We start from the raw sequence: 15161 nt of genomic DNA, 5'->3' as shown, positions 1-15161 counted from the left end.
CCTCCTAAAAGTTATTTGTTCTGGAAATCTACAACCTTAACCTTCTTCGGGTCGTCCTTCTTGCGAAGGAAGTTAGCCATACCTTCACGCTGATCTTCTGTCTCGAAGCAATCGCCGAAGATCTTCTCCTCGAGCTCAATTGCCTTATCGATATCAAGCTGAAGTCCATCGTTGATAGCCTTCTTGCATGCACGAACTGCGATAGGAGCCTGTGCTGCAATTGTGTTTGCCATCTTCTCAGCTGCAGGAAGAAGCTCTTCCTGTGTATATACTGCATTTACAAGACCGATTCTGTATGCCTCGTCAGCCTTGATGTTGCGTGCTGTATAGATAAGCTGCTTAGCCATACCTGCACCGATGAGACGAGCAAGTCTCTGTGTGCCGCCGAATCCGGGAGTGATTCCAAGACCAACCTCGGGCTGACCAAACATAGCGTTGTCTGAGCAGATACGAATATCACAGCTCATTGAAATCTCGCAGCCGCCACCAAGAGCAAAGCCGTTAACTGCTGCGATTGTAGGAATGGGGAATGTCTCCAGCTTTCTGAAAACATCATTTCCTTTCTTACCGAATGCTTCACCTTCTGCCTTTGTAAGAGTGCTCATCTCGCCGATGTCAGCACCTGCTACAAATGACTTTTCGCCTGCACCTGTAAGAACGAGAGCTCTTACTGTGTTCACATCAATGCTATCAAGAGCAGCATTAAGGTCATCAAGAACCTGGCTGTTAAGAGCATTGAGTGCTTCAGGACGGTTGATTGTAAGAACAGCGATTTTGTCCTTAACTTCAACATTTACAAATCCCATTTTCTTTGCCTCCTTGTTCGTTTCTATAATTTAGGTATATCAGCAGAACCTTAAGCCTGCCTAAATACCGTAAATTCTTTTTTCGTATAAAAAGGAAACGGAAAAATCCGTTTCCTTTTAGCATTTAATTAGTCTCTCTCAACGATAGTTGCACAACCCATGCCGCCACCGATGCAAAGAGTAGCAAGACCACGCTTCTTGTCAGATCTCTGCATCTCATGAAGAAGAGTAACAAGAATACGGCATCCTGATGCTCCAACAGGGTGTCCGAGTGCAATTGCACCACCGTTAACGTTAAGCTTTGAAAGGTCAAAATTAAGATCCTTTCCAACAGCTACAGACTGAGCTGCGAAAGCCTCGTTTGCCTCATAAATATCGATATCATCAATTGTAAGACCTGTGCGAGCAAGAACCTTCTTTGTAGCTGCTACAGGGCCAACACCCATGATAGAAGGATCAACACCGCCAAGAGCTCCTGCTACCCAAGTAGCCATAGGCTTAACGCCGAGCTCCTTAGCCTTCTCTTCGCTCATAACAACGATAGCTGCTGCGCCGTCGTTGATACCTGAAGCATTACCTGCTGTTGTAACGCCATCCTTGTTGATAGGACGAAGCTTTGCAAGACCTTCCATTGTAGATCCCGGACGAGGGCCTTCATCTGTATCAAATACAACTGTGTCCTTCTTAACCTTAACTTCTACAGGAACGATCTCATCCTTGAACTTACCAGCCTTCTGAGCTGCCTCAGTCTTCTGCTGGCTGTTAAGTGCGAACTCATCGAGCTCTTCTCTTGTAAGCTTCCACTGCTCTGCTACGTTATCAGCAGTCTGGATCATGTGGTAATCATTGAATGCATCCCAAAGAGCATCATTTACCATGCAATCCTTTAATACGCCGTTATTCATACGATAACCGAAACGAGCCTTGTCAAGTGCGAAAGGAGCCATTGACATGTTCTCCATACCACCTGCAACAACGATATCAGCATCACCTGATAAAATCTTCTCAGCTGCCATGTTTACGCAGTTAAGACCTGAACCGCAAACAACATTGATAGTAACAGCCGGTACCTCAACAGGAAGACCTGCCTTGATTGAAGCCTGGCGAGCTACGTTCTGGCCAAGACCAGCCTGGATAACACATCCCATAAGTACCTCGTCAACCTGCTCCGGTTTAACTCCTGCTCTGTTAAGAGCTTCCTTAATAACAATTGAACCAAGATCTGCAGCCGGTGTGTTTGAAAGGGCGCCGCCCATTTTACCGATAGCAGTTCTGCAAGCACCTGCTAATACTACCTTCTGTGCCATAGATGATACCTCCGTTTCGGGACTATTTTGTCCGCATTTAATTGTATTTTTTGTTGCTTGTTATTTTTTTGTCACAACGAATATATTATAGCATGCATGCGATTTTCTATGCAAGGAAAAGGACAGACAATACACTCTTTTTTTGTAAATTTTTTGTTAAGATGTTCTATTTGCCCATAAATCTAAAAGTCAATATAAAATATTGGATTAAATTTAAGAAAGTCTTAAAAAGTTATCCACAATTTTTGAAATTGAAATGCCTATTTTTCGACTTATACACGAAGTTATCCACACCATCCACATTTATCCACATTAAAAATCAGGTTTACACAATTTTGAAGCGAACATATTTTTTGTGCGACATCCACAAAAATTAAAGATTTGTAAACTATCTTTTATTAAATTGCACATTCGATTGTAAGAATGCTATAATTTGTTTATAAATTTAGGATTTTGTCTGACAGAATTCTAACCCATAATACACTGCAAAGGGGATGATCGCATGAAATTCACTATTATTGGAAAAAACATCGATGTAACACCCGGACTGAGATCCGCCGTGGAGGAAAAAATCGGAAAGCTTGAAAAGTACTTCACCCCGGAAACCAACATCAATGTAACATTAACCGCTGACAAGGATCGCCATAAGATCGAAGTTACCATTCCCGTCAAGGGTAAGATCATCAGATCCGAGCAAGTCAGTAACGACATGTACGTTTCAATAGATCTTGTGGAGGAGATCATAGAACGTCAGCTCAAAAAATACAGAAGCAAACTCGTTAACAAGCATCAGACTGAGATCAGTAATTTCAAGAAGGAATACATTGAAAATGATGATTTCGATGATGAGGAAATCAGAATCGAGCGTGTAAAGAAGTTTGATCTTAAGCCCATGTACGTTGAGGACGCAGCTATTCAGATGGAGCTTCTGGGACACAGCTTCTTCGTATTCATAAACGCTGAGACAGACCAGCCAAATGTAGTCTATAAGAGAAAAGGAAATACATATGGCTTAATCGAGCCAGAAGTTTGAGAAAACTTATAAATCCCCCGGCAAAGCCGGGGGATTTTTGATTTTAGTATATTTTTCTTCCCTTCTCATCAGGGATTCCGCATCTGCGGAAGAAGTAACTGTTCACGATGTCGCACCATTCACGTGCATTTCTGACCTGTCTCTCAAATCTCTCGGATACATTATCAAAAACGCGTGCAGGCACTTTACCTTCAAGACTCTGCCACTTTTTCTGCATTGCAAGAGCTTCTTCGTAGCCCTCAAAGTGTGTATCGTAGATATGCTGAATAACCGTTTTTCCTGACTTTAAGACGTGTTTATAGGGTGTCTTATGGAAAAACAGCAAGAGTTCTTCGGGGGTAGTCTCCGGCTTAGAGAAATTCTCCTTGTTGGGAGATCTGTACTGAAGTGCATAGCCGGTACCCTCAGGTCCACGCTCTACGCCTATTCCCTGCCAGTCTGCACGGTGATAGGTTCCCCATCTGTCATATTCATAACCTTCGACACTGGGACCGTAATGGTCATGAGGTGTTACCATCCAGCCGATGCCAAGAGGCGATGTATAATTCTCATAAGTTCTCCAGGAGCCAAGTTCAAGCTCGCAGATAACCTTCTTGTCTTCATCCTTAAGCATAGGATAAGTAAGGGCTGTCCACTCTGCCACAATCTCCTCAGCTGAAAGCTCCGTATTCCATGCAAGGCGTCCGAAGCCGTACAAGTTTGCTGCTGCAAGATCATTTCCTGTCCAGTTCTCATCATTACCCGTATTTGTTACGGCTACCATTCCGCCGCGAAGCGCCTTATCCGCTCTTCCGCTTATTATGCCCGCAACAGTGGAGTCTTTCACATCAGGAAGGTATGTATCAAAAGAGAGTATCTCCTTGAACCAGGGCATAAGATAACACAGATCTATCTGATGGCCGGTGTACTCCTGTGCAATCTGAACCTCCAGCATCTGGCGTGTCTTTGATAACCCGCCGAAAAGTGGAGATACAGGTTCTCTTACCTGGAAATCCATCGGTCCGTTTTTTATCTGCAAAATGACGTTATCAGCGAAACCGCCATCCAATTGACTAAAGTAGTCATACCCTGCCTTGGCACGATCTACAGTCAGATCTCTCCAGTCCTGCTGGCAGTTGTAAACAAAGCATCTCCAGATGACCGTAGCACCAAAGGGAGCCAAAGCCTTCGCGAGCATGTTAGCACCGTCGGCCTGAGTTCTTCCATAGGTCATGGGACCGGGTCTGCCCTCAGAATCAGCTTTAACAAGGAATCCACCAAGCGTAGGAGCCTTCTCATACACTTCCTTAGCCTTCTTGTTCCACCACTCCTGAACCTCGGGCTTTAAGGGATCAGCTGAGCCTATAGGAGTATCTATAGGGCTTGCAAAATTGATACACACATACATCTTTACGCCGTAAGAATTAAAGAGATCCGAAAGCTCCTTAACCTTCGCAATATATCTGTCTCCGATGAGCTCAGTAGCAGCATCCTTAACATTAACGTTATTGATCGCAACGGCATTTATACCCATTGATGCAAGAAGACGGGCATAGTCTCTTGTCCTGTCATCTATTATGATCTCATTTTTTTCATAGAAAAATGAATTGCCTGAGTATCCTCTCTCAATGGAGCCATCCATATTATCCCAGTGATCAAGCATTCGGATGGGGTTGGACGGGACCTCTGTAACGCGCCTTCCTTCATCTATCTTCCCAAGTCTAATAAGCTCCAGCAGACGAAAAGCACCAAAGATAAGTCCTTCTCTCGCTGTAGCCTCTATGACGAGTTTATCCTCACTTCTTGATATTCTATAAGAATCTCTTAAAATATCAGAATCTTCCGCACTCTTTTTCTGAAGTTCTGTGCCCTCGTTTTCCACATAACCAAGGAATTCATCTGCGGAAATAATCTTAAGAACAATACCCGCAGACTCTTCTTCTGAAGTTTTTACTGTTTTTCCAAACCAGATATCCGCAGCTCTTTTTATCTCTTCAAAAGCAGCTGCCGCATCAGTCTCAGATGGCAGATACACTCCTTCGAAATATTTATCAAAACCGGCCACCCGGTCTTTATCTTCTTTATAATCAAGCCAGCATTGTGCCCACATAGAAACCACATTCCTTTCCAAACTCAAAAGATATTGCGATACAAAAGGTACTATCCTTTCATCGCTCACTATAGTATATAACAATAGCTCGTATATCCTTCAACTCATTTATTGCTTTGTCGGTATCTATTTTTGCGGAGCCGTTACTGCCAAAGCTTTTTCCTTTGTGTCGTGTGCCCCCAAAGGAAAGGGAAGGCAAAAAAAATACCGGTGGATGATTCCACCGGTATTTGAAATTCTGTTTTTATGTTTTAGAAGATTCTTCTTACTGAAAGAACCTGTCTGTAGCTTGCGTTTGAAATCTTGATACCTGTCTTAGCTGATGAAGCATGTACGATCTGTCCGCCACCAATGTAGATACCTACGTGACCTGAGTAACATACAATATCACCGGGCTGTGCATTTCCAAGACCATCAACTGCTGCGCCGACACTTCTGTCCGCACCACTTGAGTGAGGAAGGCTAACGCCGAAGTTAGCATATACACTCATAACGAAACCTGAGCAGTCTGCACCGTTTGTAAGACTGGTTCCACCATATACATACGGATTACCAACGAACTGCTGTGCATAAGATGCAACTGCAGATCCGATTGAACTTGACTGTGTTGTGTAGCTTGCAGCTGAATTGTAGCTCTTAGAGCTTCCGCCATCATTGGATGAAGAACTCTTAGTATTCTTCTTAGCCTGAGCAAGAGCAGCCTTACGAGCCTCCTCTTCCTTCTTAAGACGAGCTTCCTCTTCTTCCTTGGACTCAGCCTCAACGAACTCTGTAGAAAGCTCTACATAATCCATTGATACATAACCTTCACCTTCCTCGATGCTGACCTTAACCCAGCCATCAAGCTCTTCGGTTACAACAAGTTCGTCCTCGATAGGAACAAGACCAAGCACTTCATCATCAGTGCTGGGGCCACTTCTAACTTTAAGAGTAGTAGTTGTAACTGTAGCGATTCGCTTACCAACTTCCTTAGCAAGTTCAACAGCGTCTTCACCTGTTACACAGTACTCAGCTTTAACATATCCTTCAACACGACCGGACTTAATCTTGTACCAGCCGTCTACTTCTTCAATAAAAGTACCAACGGAATCATCGTAAAGTTTACCGATGATCTCGCCATCTTCTTCACTCGGGTTATCACGAACATTAACATAATCATTAACGTTAGCAATTACGAGGGACTTAAAACGCTCCTCTTCCTTCTCCTCAGCTGTCATCTCTTCCTCAGAGTTGTCCTCTGTACCTGTTCCGGGCTCCTCTGCGGGAATTGTGGCACCTGTAGCCTTCTGAATATCATTAAGGATATTCTCCTGCAAAGTTGATGCAAGAGGAGTAGTTTCTGTTATAGTAACAGCAGATTCCTGAATATCGGGCTCTGCTGCTTCATCCGAATTCTCATCAGCGAGATTAGAGAGAGATACTGAATCTCCTGTAAGCGCATAGCTTATTCCTGCGGAAGGCAGTACATTTGTCACCTTAGATGACGAAGCGCTAGCATTCATACCAGTTCCTCCAACTGTTACGGCTGCAGCGACCCCCATCGCTATAAGCTGCATTCTAGTCTTTCGCAAAACAAACCTCCAAAATTTGTTACAAATTTGTTACATCTTTTAACAATATACTCTGTCTCGTTCGATTTGTCAACCTTTCTTAAACATTTTCGCGTAAAATTGCAAGGCTTAAATAAGCCATTTTTCAAATTGACGAATCTATTAACTCAATTTAAAACGCCAGCAAGCCCAGTATCCATGCGGCTTGCGGGAATTTCAATATATTGTGGATAATTTTTTTCCAGATACAAGAAATTGTAAATTGACCGAATCAGTTTCCTTTTTAGGTAATAAACTAGCGGCTTGGAAAACTTTTCCCAAATAATATTTTCCTTACTTTTTACCCACAAAGAAATCCTGAACCGATGTAACGGCATTTGCACCGTCTGCAACAGCGGTAACAATCTGGCGAAGGCGCTTCTTCCTGGAGTCGCCTGCCACAAAAATACCGGGTGTTGAAGTAGCACCGCTCTCATCGGCAATTATATATCCGCTCTCATCCATATCGCAGAGGCCGCTGAAGCTCTCTGTAAGCGGATGGATACCGATTGCAACAAATAATGCATCAGTGGCAACATCCTGTGTTTCACCTGTCTTAACATTCTTAACGGAAACCGCAGTAACTTTGTTGTCTCCCTTAACTTCTTCGATAACGCTGTCCCAAATAACTTCAACATTGGGAAGTGCCAGAAGCTCATCCTGAAGGATCTTGGCAGCCCTAAGCTCATCTCTTCTGTGCACCAGATAAACCTTGCTGCAGCCTCTTGCCAGGAAAATAGCATCCTCAACTGCAACATCTCCGCCGCCATTAACAACAGCTACCTTATTTCTGAAAAATGCGCCATCGCAGGTTGCGCAGTAAGATACGCCTCTTCCGGTGAACTCCTCTTCTCCCTTGATACCAAGCTTATTATGAGAAGCTCCTGTTGCAAGAATTACAGACTTTGTTTCATATTCACCGAGATCCGTAACAACTTTGAAAACAGGTGCCTGGGTATCGGTGCCTTCTTTTTCCATTAATATAGAAGAAACACATCCTTCAGCGAACTCAACTCCGAGCTTATCGGCATGCTCGCGGAACTTCATTCCCATATCAAAACCGTTGATTCCGGGAAGTCCCAGGTAATTATCTACTTCATATGTAATTAAAATCTGTCCGCCCGATACGGGATCTTTTTCAATAACGAGAGTATCAAGTCCTGCTCTCTTTGCATAAACTGCTGCTGAAAGGCCTGCCGGGCCCGAACCTATGATAATAAGATCTTTCATGTTAAAAGCCTCCTATAAATATTTTGCAATTACATTGTGTACAATCTTTTGTTTATCCAAATAATAATACCATCTCCTAAATTTGTAAATACCTTTTTGTGTTATTATATAAAAAAATGATTTTAGGAGACTGCCATGCATTCAAATAAAGGTACTGTGCTTATCACAGGTGCTTCAAGAGGAATAGGAAAAGCCATAGCCGAAGCTTTCGCAAAAGAGGGCTATAATCTCTTCCTTTGCTGTAAAAACAATATAGATTCACTTACCGCTTTCGCCGATTCTCTTGCTTCGACATGCGGGATCATCGCGGAAACATTTTGCTGTGATGTCTCGGATGAAAAAAGCGTAAGCTTAATGTTTGAAAAAATGAATACCATGAAGATCGGCTTCCCTCAGATTGTTGTTAACAATGCAGGGATTGCCTGGTATGGTCTTCTGACCGATATGACCTCGGATGAGTGGCACGATATCATAGGTACCAATCTTGATTCTGTATTTTATATATGTAAAAACGCCGTTCCGCACATGCTGCAGAGCGGCGAAGGTCGCATAATAAATATTTCTTCCGTATGGGGAAATGTCGGTGCTTCCTGCGAAGTTGCGTATTCAGCCTCTAAGGGAGGCGTCAATTCCTTCACAAAAGCACTTGCCAAGGAGCTTGCTCCCAGCAATATTCCGGTAAATGCAATCTCCTGCGGAGTAATTGATACCGAGATGAATTCCTCCCATCTGTCAGAGGAGGAGCTTATGGATCTTGCCTCGGAGATACCTGCGGACAGGCTCGGGAAACCGGAAGAAGTCGCTGAACTTGCGGTTAACCTTGCTACTGCGCCAAAGTATATGACGGGACAAGTTATTACTATTGATGGGGGATGGATTTAATTTAAAACCGCATCTCCAGTTTGGGAGCGAGGGCGTACATGCCTGCTCCAATCGCAACGATTACGAAGGAGATAATCTGGGAGGTTGAAAATACTCCAAGACTTCCTCTGTAATCTGCGCGGAAAAATTCGATGATAAATCTTCCGACACCGTAAAGGATAAGGTACATCGATGCCGTTCTTCCCTTTACATCAGTCTTGCCGGAATACCATATAAGGAAAAGACCTATAAGGAAATCGCCGGCGGAGGACATAAGCTGTGTAGGAATCAGCTGTACTCCGTTGGGTGCAAAGTCCGAGTGTGTAAACACTACATGAAACGGACTTGTGGTCTCTGCGCCATAGCAGCAGCCAGCGCAGAAGCATCCGATTCTTCCAAAGCCCTGTGCAATCGCAACAGCCGGCATTACCACATCAAAGTATCTTAAGAATTCCTCGTGCCTTGTTTTCACATAGATAAGGCTGGTTAGGGTTCCTCCGATTATTCCTCCGTATACGACATAGCCGTTTGCAAAATCCCATAGTATAGAAGGATTTTTGAGTATATTCGGGAATTCCACAATATAAAACAGAAGCCTGCATCCAAGCAGGCCTCCGATAATTGCGCAGTAGAAAATACCATAAATTGTATCTTCAGACAGGCCCTTCTTTTTTCCCCTTTTCAGTACAATCATGAGCGCTGCAAGAAATCCTACAGCTATCATAAGGCCGTACATGTGTAATGTAACAGGACCTATCTTAATATCATTAAACATAATTCCTCATTTCCGGTATTGATCTAAAGCAATTATTTTTTCATCACTTTATCAATCGCTGCTATCACCTTATCCTCATCAAGAGGTTTGGTGATAAACTCAATCGCGCCATTCTCCAGCGACTCTTTGACCTTTTCATTCTGCCCTGCGGCAGTAATCATAACAACCTTTGCATCCGGGTATGACTTGTGGATCAGCTTCAAGCCCTCAATACCATCCATAACCGGCATGGTAATATCCATCGTAACAATGTCGGGATTGTATTTGCCGTAGTCGTTAAACCCTTCCTGCCCATTCGTAGCTTCAGCAACAACAACATGCCCGTTTCTCTCAAGCATATCCTTTAAAACACGTCTGGATGTTCTGGAATCATCAACTATAAGAATGTTTGCCATAGCCCCTCTCCTCTATAAAACATTACTTAACAGTAACATTACCGCCTAACGCAACAACAAGAAGTCCCTGTGCACCGCAGCAGTAAACCGGCATAACTCTGAACTGGTCTCCCGCAATCTCACCAAACTTTGTTATAAAGTAAGGCGGATCAAGATCAATCTTCTTGCCCTTTTTACTTCTGTCGGTAGCATACAAACCATTTATACAATTGATCAGCTCACACATTGCATCAAGCGCATCTTCCTCGGTCTCAATGAATTCCTCCTTGGTATAGCCCTTCGCCATTTTCTGAAGTTCCTCATTTTTCCCGACAAGCGCCACCGTAGCACTGATATCGCCGGAGAATACCTGGTAAGCAATGCACTCACCCTTAACATTCCCGGCAGTATATGCATTATCTATTGCAAGATGAGCATCCACAAGCCTGTAGATATTCTTTATTCCATATCTGAAAATATCATTATATTCGGTATCATCCGTACCTGTAAAAATCGGTACAATGAAATCGACATCACAATTCTTAAGCGCTGTCATCTGTTCATCCGACATCTGCTTTTCCTGCTGATACTCTTTCAAAATAGCATCAACATCCTCAAGCGTCATATGTCCTTTCTCCACAAGCGCCGACGTGAAGGTAAGAAACTCGTTGCCCTGAAGAGAAAGAAGATATCCAAGCTGCATCTCGGTCAGATAACCTCTCTCCACCGCAAGATCGCCGAAACGTTTATCCATTGTCGCCTGAAGAGCGTTAATCTCCTCAGCCTGAGCAACAGTCATAAGCTTCTCACTTACTGCTATAACCCCGAGCTTTGCTCGCTTTGACTCATGAATCTGGTAAACTGCAGACAACTGCTCTTTGGTAAGTCTGCCCTTCTCAAGCAGATATTTTCCCATGATTCGATCAAACATAACACCCCTCCATGTTCTGTAAAGAATCAAGCAAAATTAAGTTATATACATGATACCACAATTCGTACCTTCAAGGTACATATTAGTCTTGCTCTTCGTCAGTGTTTTTCGAAGCTATTCCCTTTCCGCTCATAGCAGACTGGATAGCTGCCTCTGTCTCGGAAAGCTTTTTCTTTGCGGGCTTACTGCCGCCCTTCTTAGCTTCTGCAGCCTGGCCCACAAGGTGAAGCGCAAGCATTCTCTCTCTCGGGATCATTATCTTCTCGCCGGCGGGATTGATAATAACTCCGGCCTTATCTCCCACAAACTTGAGAATATCTGCAAACCCAAATACAGCTCCTCTGTATTCGGTGTTTCTGAACATCTTTGAAAACTCGATTCCGTCAGTGAAAACCGGAAGGAAGTGCTTTTCATCAGTACTCTTGATCTCAGGGAAACGAATCTTAGTATCTGCTGTAAACTTGAATCTTCCGTCATCAAGCACCTCGACAGGTCCCTCATGCTGCATGGGAACAATGTACTTAGCAGCCTGCGCTGCTGTAGCCATGCGCATCTCCTTGGCCTTAAGTACTTCTTCTCTCTTTTCATACTTAACGGGCCATCTCGCCTCTCCGAGGAAATCAAGGATCGCAAATACAAGCGCAGGGTTCTTGGGTGATTTGTCACCGTTTCCGCCCCAGTCATCGGGTGCTGCAACAATCTCGTTTCTCTTAAAGTGTGCTCTGTAATAGCCGTTATCCACGATAAAATTCTCGATTCCGAGATAGTACAGATAATCGAAGAAGGTTCTTCTCTCGCTGGCTGACTCGGCTTCATTGTCTGCCTTGCAGGGACGAACGGCTAGCTGTCTGAACTGCTTTGCAAATACTTTTACAGCTTCCTCAGCGTACTCTTCACTTGAATAGATGTTTATGTAACCGTGATCAATGAAGGGATAGCCTGTAGTCTTATCAAAAAGAACATACAGAGTTCTCGCATCGCGGACTCTTCCGAGTATCTCGTTGTAAACTTTCCTGTGATTTGCCTCGTAGCCCGGAAGAGGAGCAACCTTATTGAATTTCTCCTGCACAGTCAGAAGGAATAAAAGCTCCTGAAGAGAGAAGAACTTTATGGTCTCGGGGTTTAAATTCTCTTCATATACAAGCTCTCCGATCTCATCCTTTCGCTCATCGGTAAGAGGATCCTCGAAGGAAACCTCTTCCATTCCCTCTGTCTTTACGGGGTTGAGCTTTCCGGGAGTCGGCCATCCGAGCTCCTTATGCTTTTCCTTAAGCTCGGAAATCGCCTGCTCTTTTCTCTCAGCTTCCTGCTGCTCTAAGAGTGCCTCTTCCTCTTCTTTATTTTTCTTACCACCTAAAAAATTAAAAATGCCCATTAAAAATCTCCGTTCTCAAAAAATGTCCTTGAAAATCCAATGAGGTAATCCACATCAAGTACGCCTGCCGTCTCATAGGGAGAATGCATAGCTAGCTGCGCCATACCTATGTCCACTGTTCTGACCGCAACCTGTGTACCCGAAATATTGCCGAGAGTTGAACCTCCTGCCACATCGGATCTGTTGGTAAAGGTCTGATAAGGAACCTTTGCCTTTTCGCAAACCATCTTGCAAATAGCTCCGGATACCGCATCCGTTGTATACTTCTGATTTGCATTGTACTTAATTACGATACCCTTGTTCATCTGAGGTCTGTTGACCGGATCCGCTTTCTCCGCATAATTGGGATGAACCGCATGCGCGTTGTCCGCAGATACCATGAAGCTGTTTGCTATAGAAACAAGATAATCCTCTCTTGTCTTTGAAAAGCTGTCATTTATCCTTTCAAGAGTATCCTTGAGGAATGTGGAAGCTGCACCTTGTCTTGTGGTACTTCCAACCTCCTCGTTATCATATACAACATGCATTATAACATTCTTTTTGTTCTCAGCGCTCATAAATCCTTCAAAAGAACCATAACAGCACTCAAGATCATCAAGTCTTCCGGCTGATACATACTCCTCGGAAGCTCCCCAGACACTGGGCTCTACTCTGTTATAGAGGAAAAGATCGTGCGATACGATATCCTTCTCCTTAACGCCTGCTGCCTTTGCAATTACAGACATGAACTTGTCCTTGCTCTTTTCATCTCCGAAAATCGGAAGCATGTCCTTTTGTGCATTGAATTTGTGACCATCGTTTGCTTCTCTGTCCATGTGGATTGCAAGAGAAGGAAGCATCACAAGATCCTTATCAACATTCACAAGCTTTGATTCCACGCCTATGGAACCTGCTGATTTTCTTACCATAACTCGTCCCGCAACGGAGAGCGGTCTGTCAAACCAAGGCGCACAGAGCATTCCGCCATACTTTTCAACATTGAGAGTGACATAAGCTCCGACTGCATCGATCTCGGGATTCTCCTTGATCTTGAAGGAGGGTGAATCGCTGTGACTTGCGATCATGTAAAAGCCCTTGTAATCGCTCTTTGGAAGTTTGAATGAAATAATGGAAGATTCGCTTCTTGTCACAAAATATTTTCCGCCTTTTTTAAGCTTCCACTTTTCATTCTCGGACAGCTCAGTAAAACCGTCTGAAAGAAGTCTCTCCTTAAGCTCTGCTACCGCATGAAAAGCGGTGGGACTTTTCTTAATAAAATCCGTCAATCCTTTTACTGTTTTTTTCATAACTTACTACCTTCTTATTTTCCTGTTCTTATTCTATCCTGAAGTCCTTTATAGAACTCTGACATTCTTTCTGTATTGAGGCTCTTTCCGCCGCGAAGTACCGGTCTCTTGAACCTGAAATTCTTAATATTGTTAAGCAGATACTTCTGTCTGAAGTCCAACGATTCTGCCGCTGTGGAAATAGCTTCCATCGCTCTTTGCGGAACCGTAGATATTGCTTCCTTGGCCTTGGCGGGAGTTGATGCAGCCGTCATATAGACACCCTCCATCTTATCATCAAACTGAGCCATAGCGCCTTCTACGATATCCAAAAGATGTATCAAACTCGAAACCGTAAGCACAAGGTCCGCCGCGAGATAAGCCATAAGTAAAAGCGCCACAATCTCTGCAACAAATGGATGAATCATAGCCTTTATGTTTTCCGAAAACGGAAGAACAAATCTTGTAACAAGTATTCCGGCTACTCCAAAGCCCAAGGTTGCCGGAACGCATACACGTCCGTTGATGTTGAGCGGAATATCATTGTATTCCCACCAGACTGCGTGGAATCTCTTCTCGAGAAAATATGAGGTGCTGTATTCAAGCACGACACTTCCAAGTGCGCAGATCACGAATATTTTCCAGAGAGGAATCATGTTGTAGGGTATTCCTCTGAAAAAGGGAAGATACCCGAATACCACTTCACACGCTACAGCACCTGTACCATAAATCGGACACAAGGGCCCAAAGAGAAACCCTCTGTTTCTCCAGTGTCCTTCCTTGACTGTGCAGTAGATACACTCATATATCCATCCAACGAAGCTGTATATCATAAACTCAATAAATAGCTTACTTATCAGCATAAATCATGCTCCTAAATCTTTTTTCCGTATTTACAGATATCCTTAAGACAACAGGATGTACACTGCGGTCTTCTGGCAATGCAGACTGCCCTTCCGTGCCAAACAAATCTGTGGCAAAGGCTGTTGCCCTCTTCGGGAGGTACGATTTTCCACAGTTCTTTCTCAACCTTGGCAGGATCCTTTATGTCATTCACCAGGCCTATCATGTTGGAAAGCCTTATGCAATGAGTATCCGTGACAATCGCCGGTTTTCCGAAAACATCCCCGAGCACAAGGTTAGCACTCTTTCTGCCTACTCCGGGAAGTGCAAGGAGCTCCTCCATATTGTCCGGCACGTTGTCGTTATACTTCTCGTGAAGAACCTTCATACACGCACTGATATCCCTTGCCTTGGACTTGCCGAGTCCGCAGGGACGAACTATCTCTTCTATCTCATCAGGATCCGCAGCTGCAAGAGCCTCCACTGTCGGGAATTTTGCATATAAAAGAGGTGTAGTCTGATCGACTCTGGCATCTGTACACTGCGCAGCAAGCCTTACGCTCACAAGAAGCTGCCAGGCTTCGCTGTAATCAAGGGTGCAGTCCGCATCGGGATATTCTTTTTTCAGTCTCTCTATGACCTCAAGTGCCAACTGTTTTTTATTCATATCAAACCTGCTAAAA

Annotated in this window: 14 protein-coding genes; 2 read left to right on the top strand and 12 right to left on the bottom strand. The window is 43.9% G+C overall.

The window, feature by feature from the left end:
* Positions 1 to 11: 11 nt before the first annotated feature.
* Positions 12 to 806, bottom strand: a complete 795-nt coding sequence (locus G596_RS0115630) for an enoyl-CoA hydratase-related protein (RefSeq protein WP_022762766.1) — start codon at positions 804 to 806, stop codon at positions 12 to 14.
* 128 nt (positions 807 to 934) lie between these two features.
* A complete protein-coding gene (locus tag G596_RS0115625; protein WP_022762765.1) occupies positions 935 to 2113 on the bottom strand; it encodes an acetyl-CoA C-acetyltransferase in 1179 nt (392 codons plus the stop codon).
* Positions 2114 to 2615: 502 nt separating this feature from the next.
* Here G596_RS0115625 and hpf point away from each other — a divergent pair.
* Positions 2616 to 3146, top strand: a complete 531-nt coding sequence (gene hpf / locus G596_RS0115620; protein WP_022762764.1) for a ribosome hibernation-promoting factor, HPF/YfiA family — start codon at positions 2616 to 2618, stop codon at positions 3144 to 3146.
* Between the two features lie 43 nt (positions 3147 to 3189).
* Here the strand turns inward: hpf and G596_RS0115615 are convergent, their stop codons facing one another.
* From G596_RS0115615 to trxB, 3 genes are all read right to left on the bottom strand, one after another.
* A complete protein-coding gene (locus tag G596_RS0115615) occupies positions 3190 to 5235 on the bottom strand; it encodes an alpha-glucuronidase family glycosyl hydrolase (protein WP_022762763.1) in 2046 nt (681 codons plus the stop codon).
* A gap of 251 nt (positions 5236 to 5486) precedes the next feature.
* Positions 5487 to 6806, bottom strand: coding sequence for a C40 family peptidase (locus G596_RS0115610; protein WP_026499495.1), 1320 nt, complete (start codon positions 6804 to 6806; stop codon positions 5487 to 5489).
* Positions 6807 to 7118: 312 nt separating this feature from the next.
* A complete protein-coding gene (trxB, locus tag G596_RS0115605) occupies positions 7119 to 8054 on the bottom strand; it encodes a thioredoxin-disulfide reductase (protein WP_022762761.1) in 936 nt (311 codons plus the stop codon).
* Positions 8055 to 8189: 135 nt separating this feature from the next.
* Between trxB and ymfI the strand changes: the two genes are divergently transcribed.
* Positions 8190 to 8936, top strand: a complete 747-nt coding sequence (ymfI, locus tag G596_RS0115600; protein WP_022762760.1) for an elongation factor P 5-aminopentanone reductase — start codon at positions 8190 to 8192, stop codon at positions 8934 to 8936.
* A gap of 1 nt (position 8937) precedes the next feature.
* Here the strand turns inward: ymfI and lgt are convergent, their stop codons facing one another.
* The 7 genes from lgt to G596_RS0115565 all read right to left on the bottom strand — a co-directional run bounded on the left by lgt (position 8938) and on the right by G596_RS0115565 (position 15145).
* Positions 8938 to 9690, bottom strand: coding sequence for a prolipoprotein diacylglyceryl transferase (lgt, locus tag G596_RS0115595; protein WP_022762759.1), 753 nt, complete (start codon positions 9688 to 9690; stop codon positions 8938 to 8940).
* A 32-nt stretch (positions 9691 to 9722) separates the two neighbouring features.
* Positions 9723 to 10085 carry a response regulator gene (locus G596_RS0115590; protein ID WP_022762758.1) on the bottom strand — a complete coding sequence of 121 codons (363 nt, stop codon included), beginning with the start codon at positions 10083 to 10085 and terminating at the stop codon, positions 9723 to 9725.
* 22 nt (positions 10086 to 10107) lie between these two features.
* Positions 10108 to 10995 (bottom strand): chemotaxis protein CheX, encoded by an 888-nt coding sequence (locus G596_RS24000; protein WP_022762757.1) that lies wholly within the window; start codon positions 10993 to 10995, stop codon positions 10108 to 10110.
* 82 nt (positions 10996 to 11077) lie between these two features.
* Positions 11078 to 12370 carry an SseB family protein gene (locus G596_RS0115580; RefSeq protein WP_022762756.1) on the bottom strand — a complete coding sequence of 431 codons (1293 nt, stop codon included), beginning with the start codon at positions 12368 to 12370 and terminating at the stop codon, positions 11078 to 11080.
* Complete coding sequence (locus G596_RS0115575) at positions 12370 to 13656, bottom strand: M18 family aminopeptidase (protein ID WP_022762755.1); 1287 nt, start codon at positions 13654 to 13656, stop codon at positions 12370 to 12372. Before G596_RS0115575 ends, G596_RS0115580 begins: the two co-directional genes overlap by 1 nt.
* Positions 13657 to 13670: 14 nt before the next feature.
* Complete coding sequence (locus G596_RS22460; RefSeq protein WP_022762754.1) at positions 13671 to 14498, bottom strand: putative ABC transporter permease; 828 nt, start codon at positions 14496 to 14498, stop codon at positions 13671 to 13673.
* An 11-nt stretch (positions 14499 to 14509) separates the two neighbouring features.
* On the bottom strand, positions 14510 to 15145 hold the full coding sequence (locus G596_RS0115565) for an endonuclease III domain-containing protein (protein ID WP_026671380.1): 636 nt from the start codon (positions 15143 to 15145) through the stop codon (positions 14510 to 14512).
* Positions 15146 to 15161 lie beyond the last annotated feature (16 nt).

Source organism: Butyrivibrio sp. AD3002 (assembly GCF_000420905.1).
Taxonomy (GTDB): domain Bacteria; phylum Bacillota; class Clostridia; order Lachnospirales; family Lachnospiraceae; genus Butyrivibrio.
The sequence above is the reverse complement of the archived record's forward strand: the minus strand, read 5'-3'. Positions and strand labels throughout refer to the sequence as shown.

Excerpts from the sequence above, each read along its gene's own strand:
- G596_RS0115630 (WP_022762766.1), bottom strand. The coding sequence starts at position 806 with ATGGGATTTGTAAATGTTGAAGTTAAGGACAAAATCGCTGTTCTTACA.
- G596_RS0115625 (WP_022762765.1), bottom strand. The coding sequence starts at position 2,113 with ATGGCACAGAAGGTAGTATTAGCAGGTGCTTGCAGAACTGCTATCGGT.
- hpf (WP_022762764.1), top strand. The coding sequence starts at position 2,616 with ATGAAATTCACTATTATTGGAAAAAACATCGATGTAACACCCGGACTG.
- G596_RS0115615 (WP_022762763.1), bottom strand. The coding sequence starts at position 5,235 with ATGTGGGCACAATGCTGGCTTGATTATAAAGAAGATAAAGACCGGGTG.
- trxB (WP_022762761.1), bottom strand. The coding sequence starts at position 8,054 with ATGAAAGATCTTATTATCATAGGTTCGGGCCCGGCAGGCCTTTCAGCA.
- ymfI (WP_022762760.1), top strand. The coding sequence starts at position 8,190 with ATGCATTCAAATAAAGGTACTGTGCTTATCACAGGTGCTTCAAGAGGA.
- lgt (WP_022762759.1), bottom strand. The coding sequence starts at position 9,690 with ATGTTTAATGATATTAAGATAGGTCCTGTTACATTACACATGTACGGC.
- G596_RS0115590 (WP_022762758.1), bottom strand. The coding sequence starts at position 10,085 with ATGGCAAACATTCTTATAGTTGATGATTCCAGAACATCCAGACGTGTT.
- G596_RS24000 (WP_022762757.1), bottom strand. The coding sequence starts at position 10,995 with ATGTTTGATCGAATCATGGGAAAATATCTGCTTGAGAAGGGCAGACTT.
- G596_RS0115580 (WP_022762756.1), bottom strand. The coding sequence starts at position 12,370 with ATGGGCATTTTTAATTTTTTAGGTGGTAAGAAAAATAAAGAAGAGGAA.
- G596_RS0115575 (WP_022762755.1), bottom strand. The coding sequence starts at position 13,656 with ATGAAAAAAACAGTAAAAGGATTGACGGATTTTATTAAGAAAAGTCCC.
- G596_RS22460 (WP_022762754.1), bottom strand. The coding sequence starts at position 14,498 with ATGCTGATAAGTAAGCTATTTATTGAGTTTATGATATACAGCTTCGTT.
- G596_RS0115565 (WP_026671380.1), bottom strand. The coding sequence starts at position 15,145 with ATGAATAAAAAACAGTTGGCACTTGAGGTCATAGAGAGACTGAAAAAA.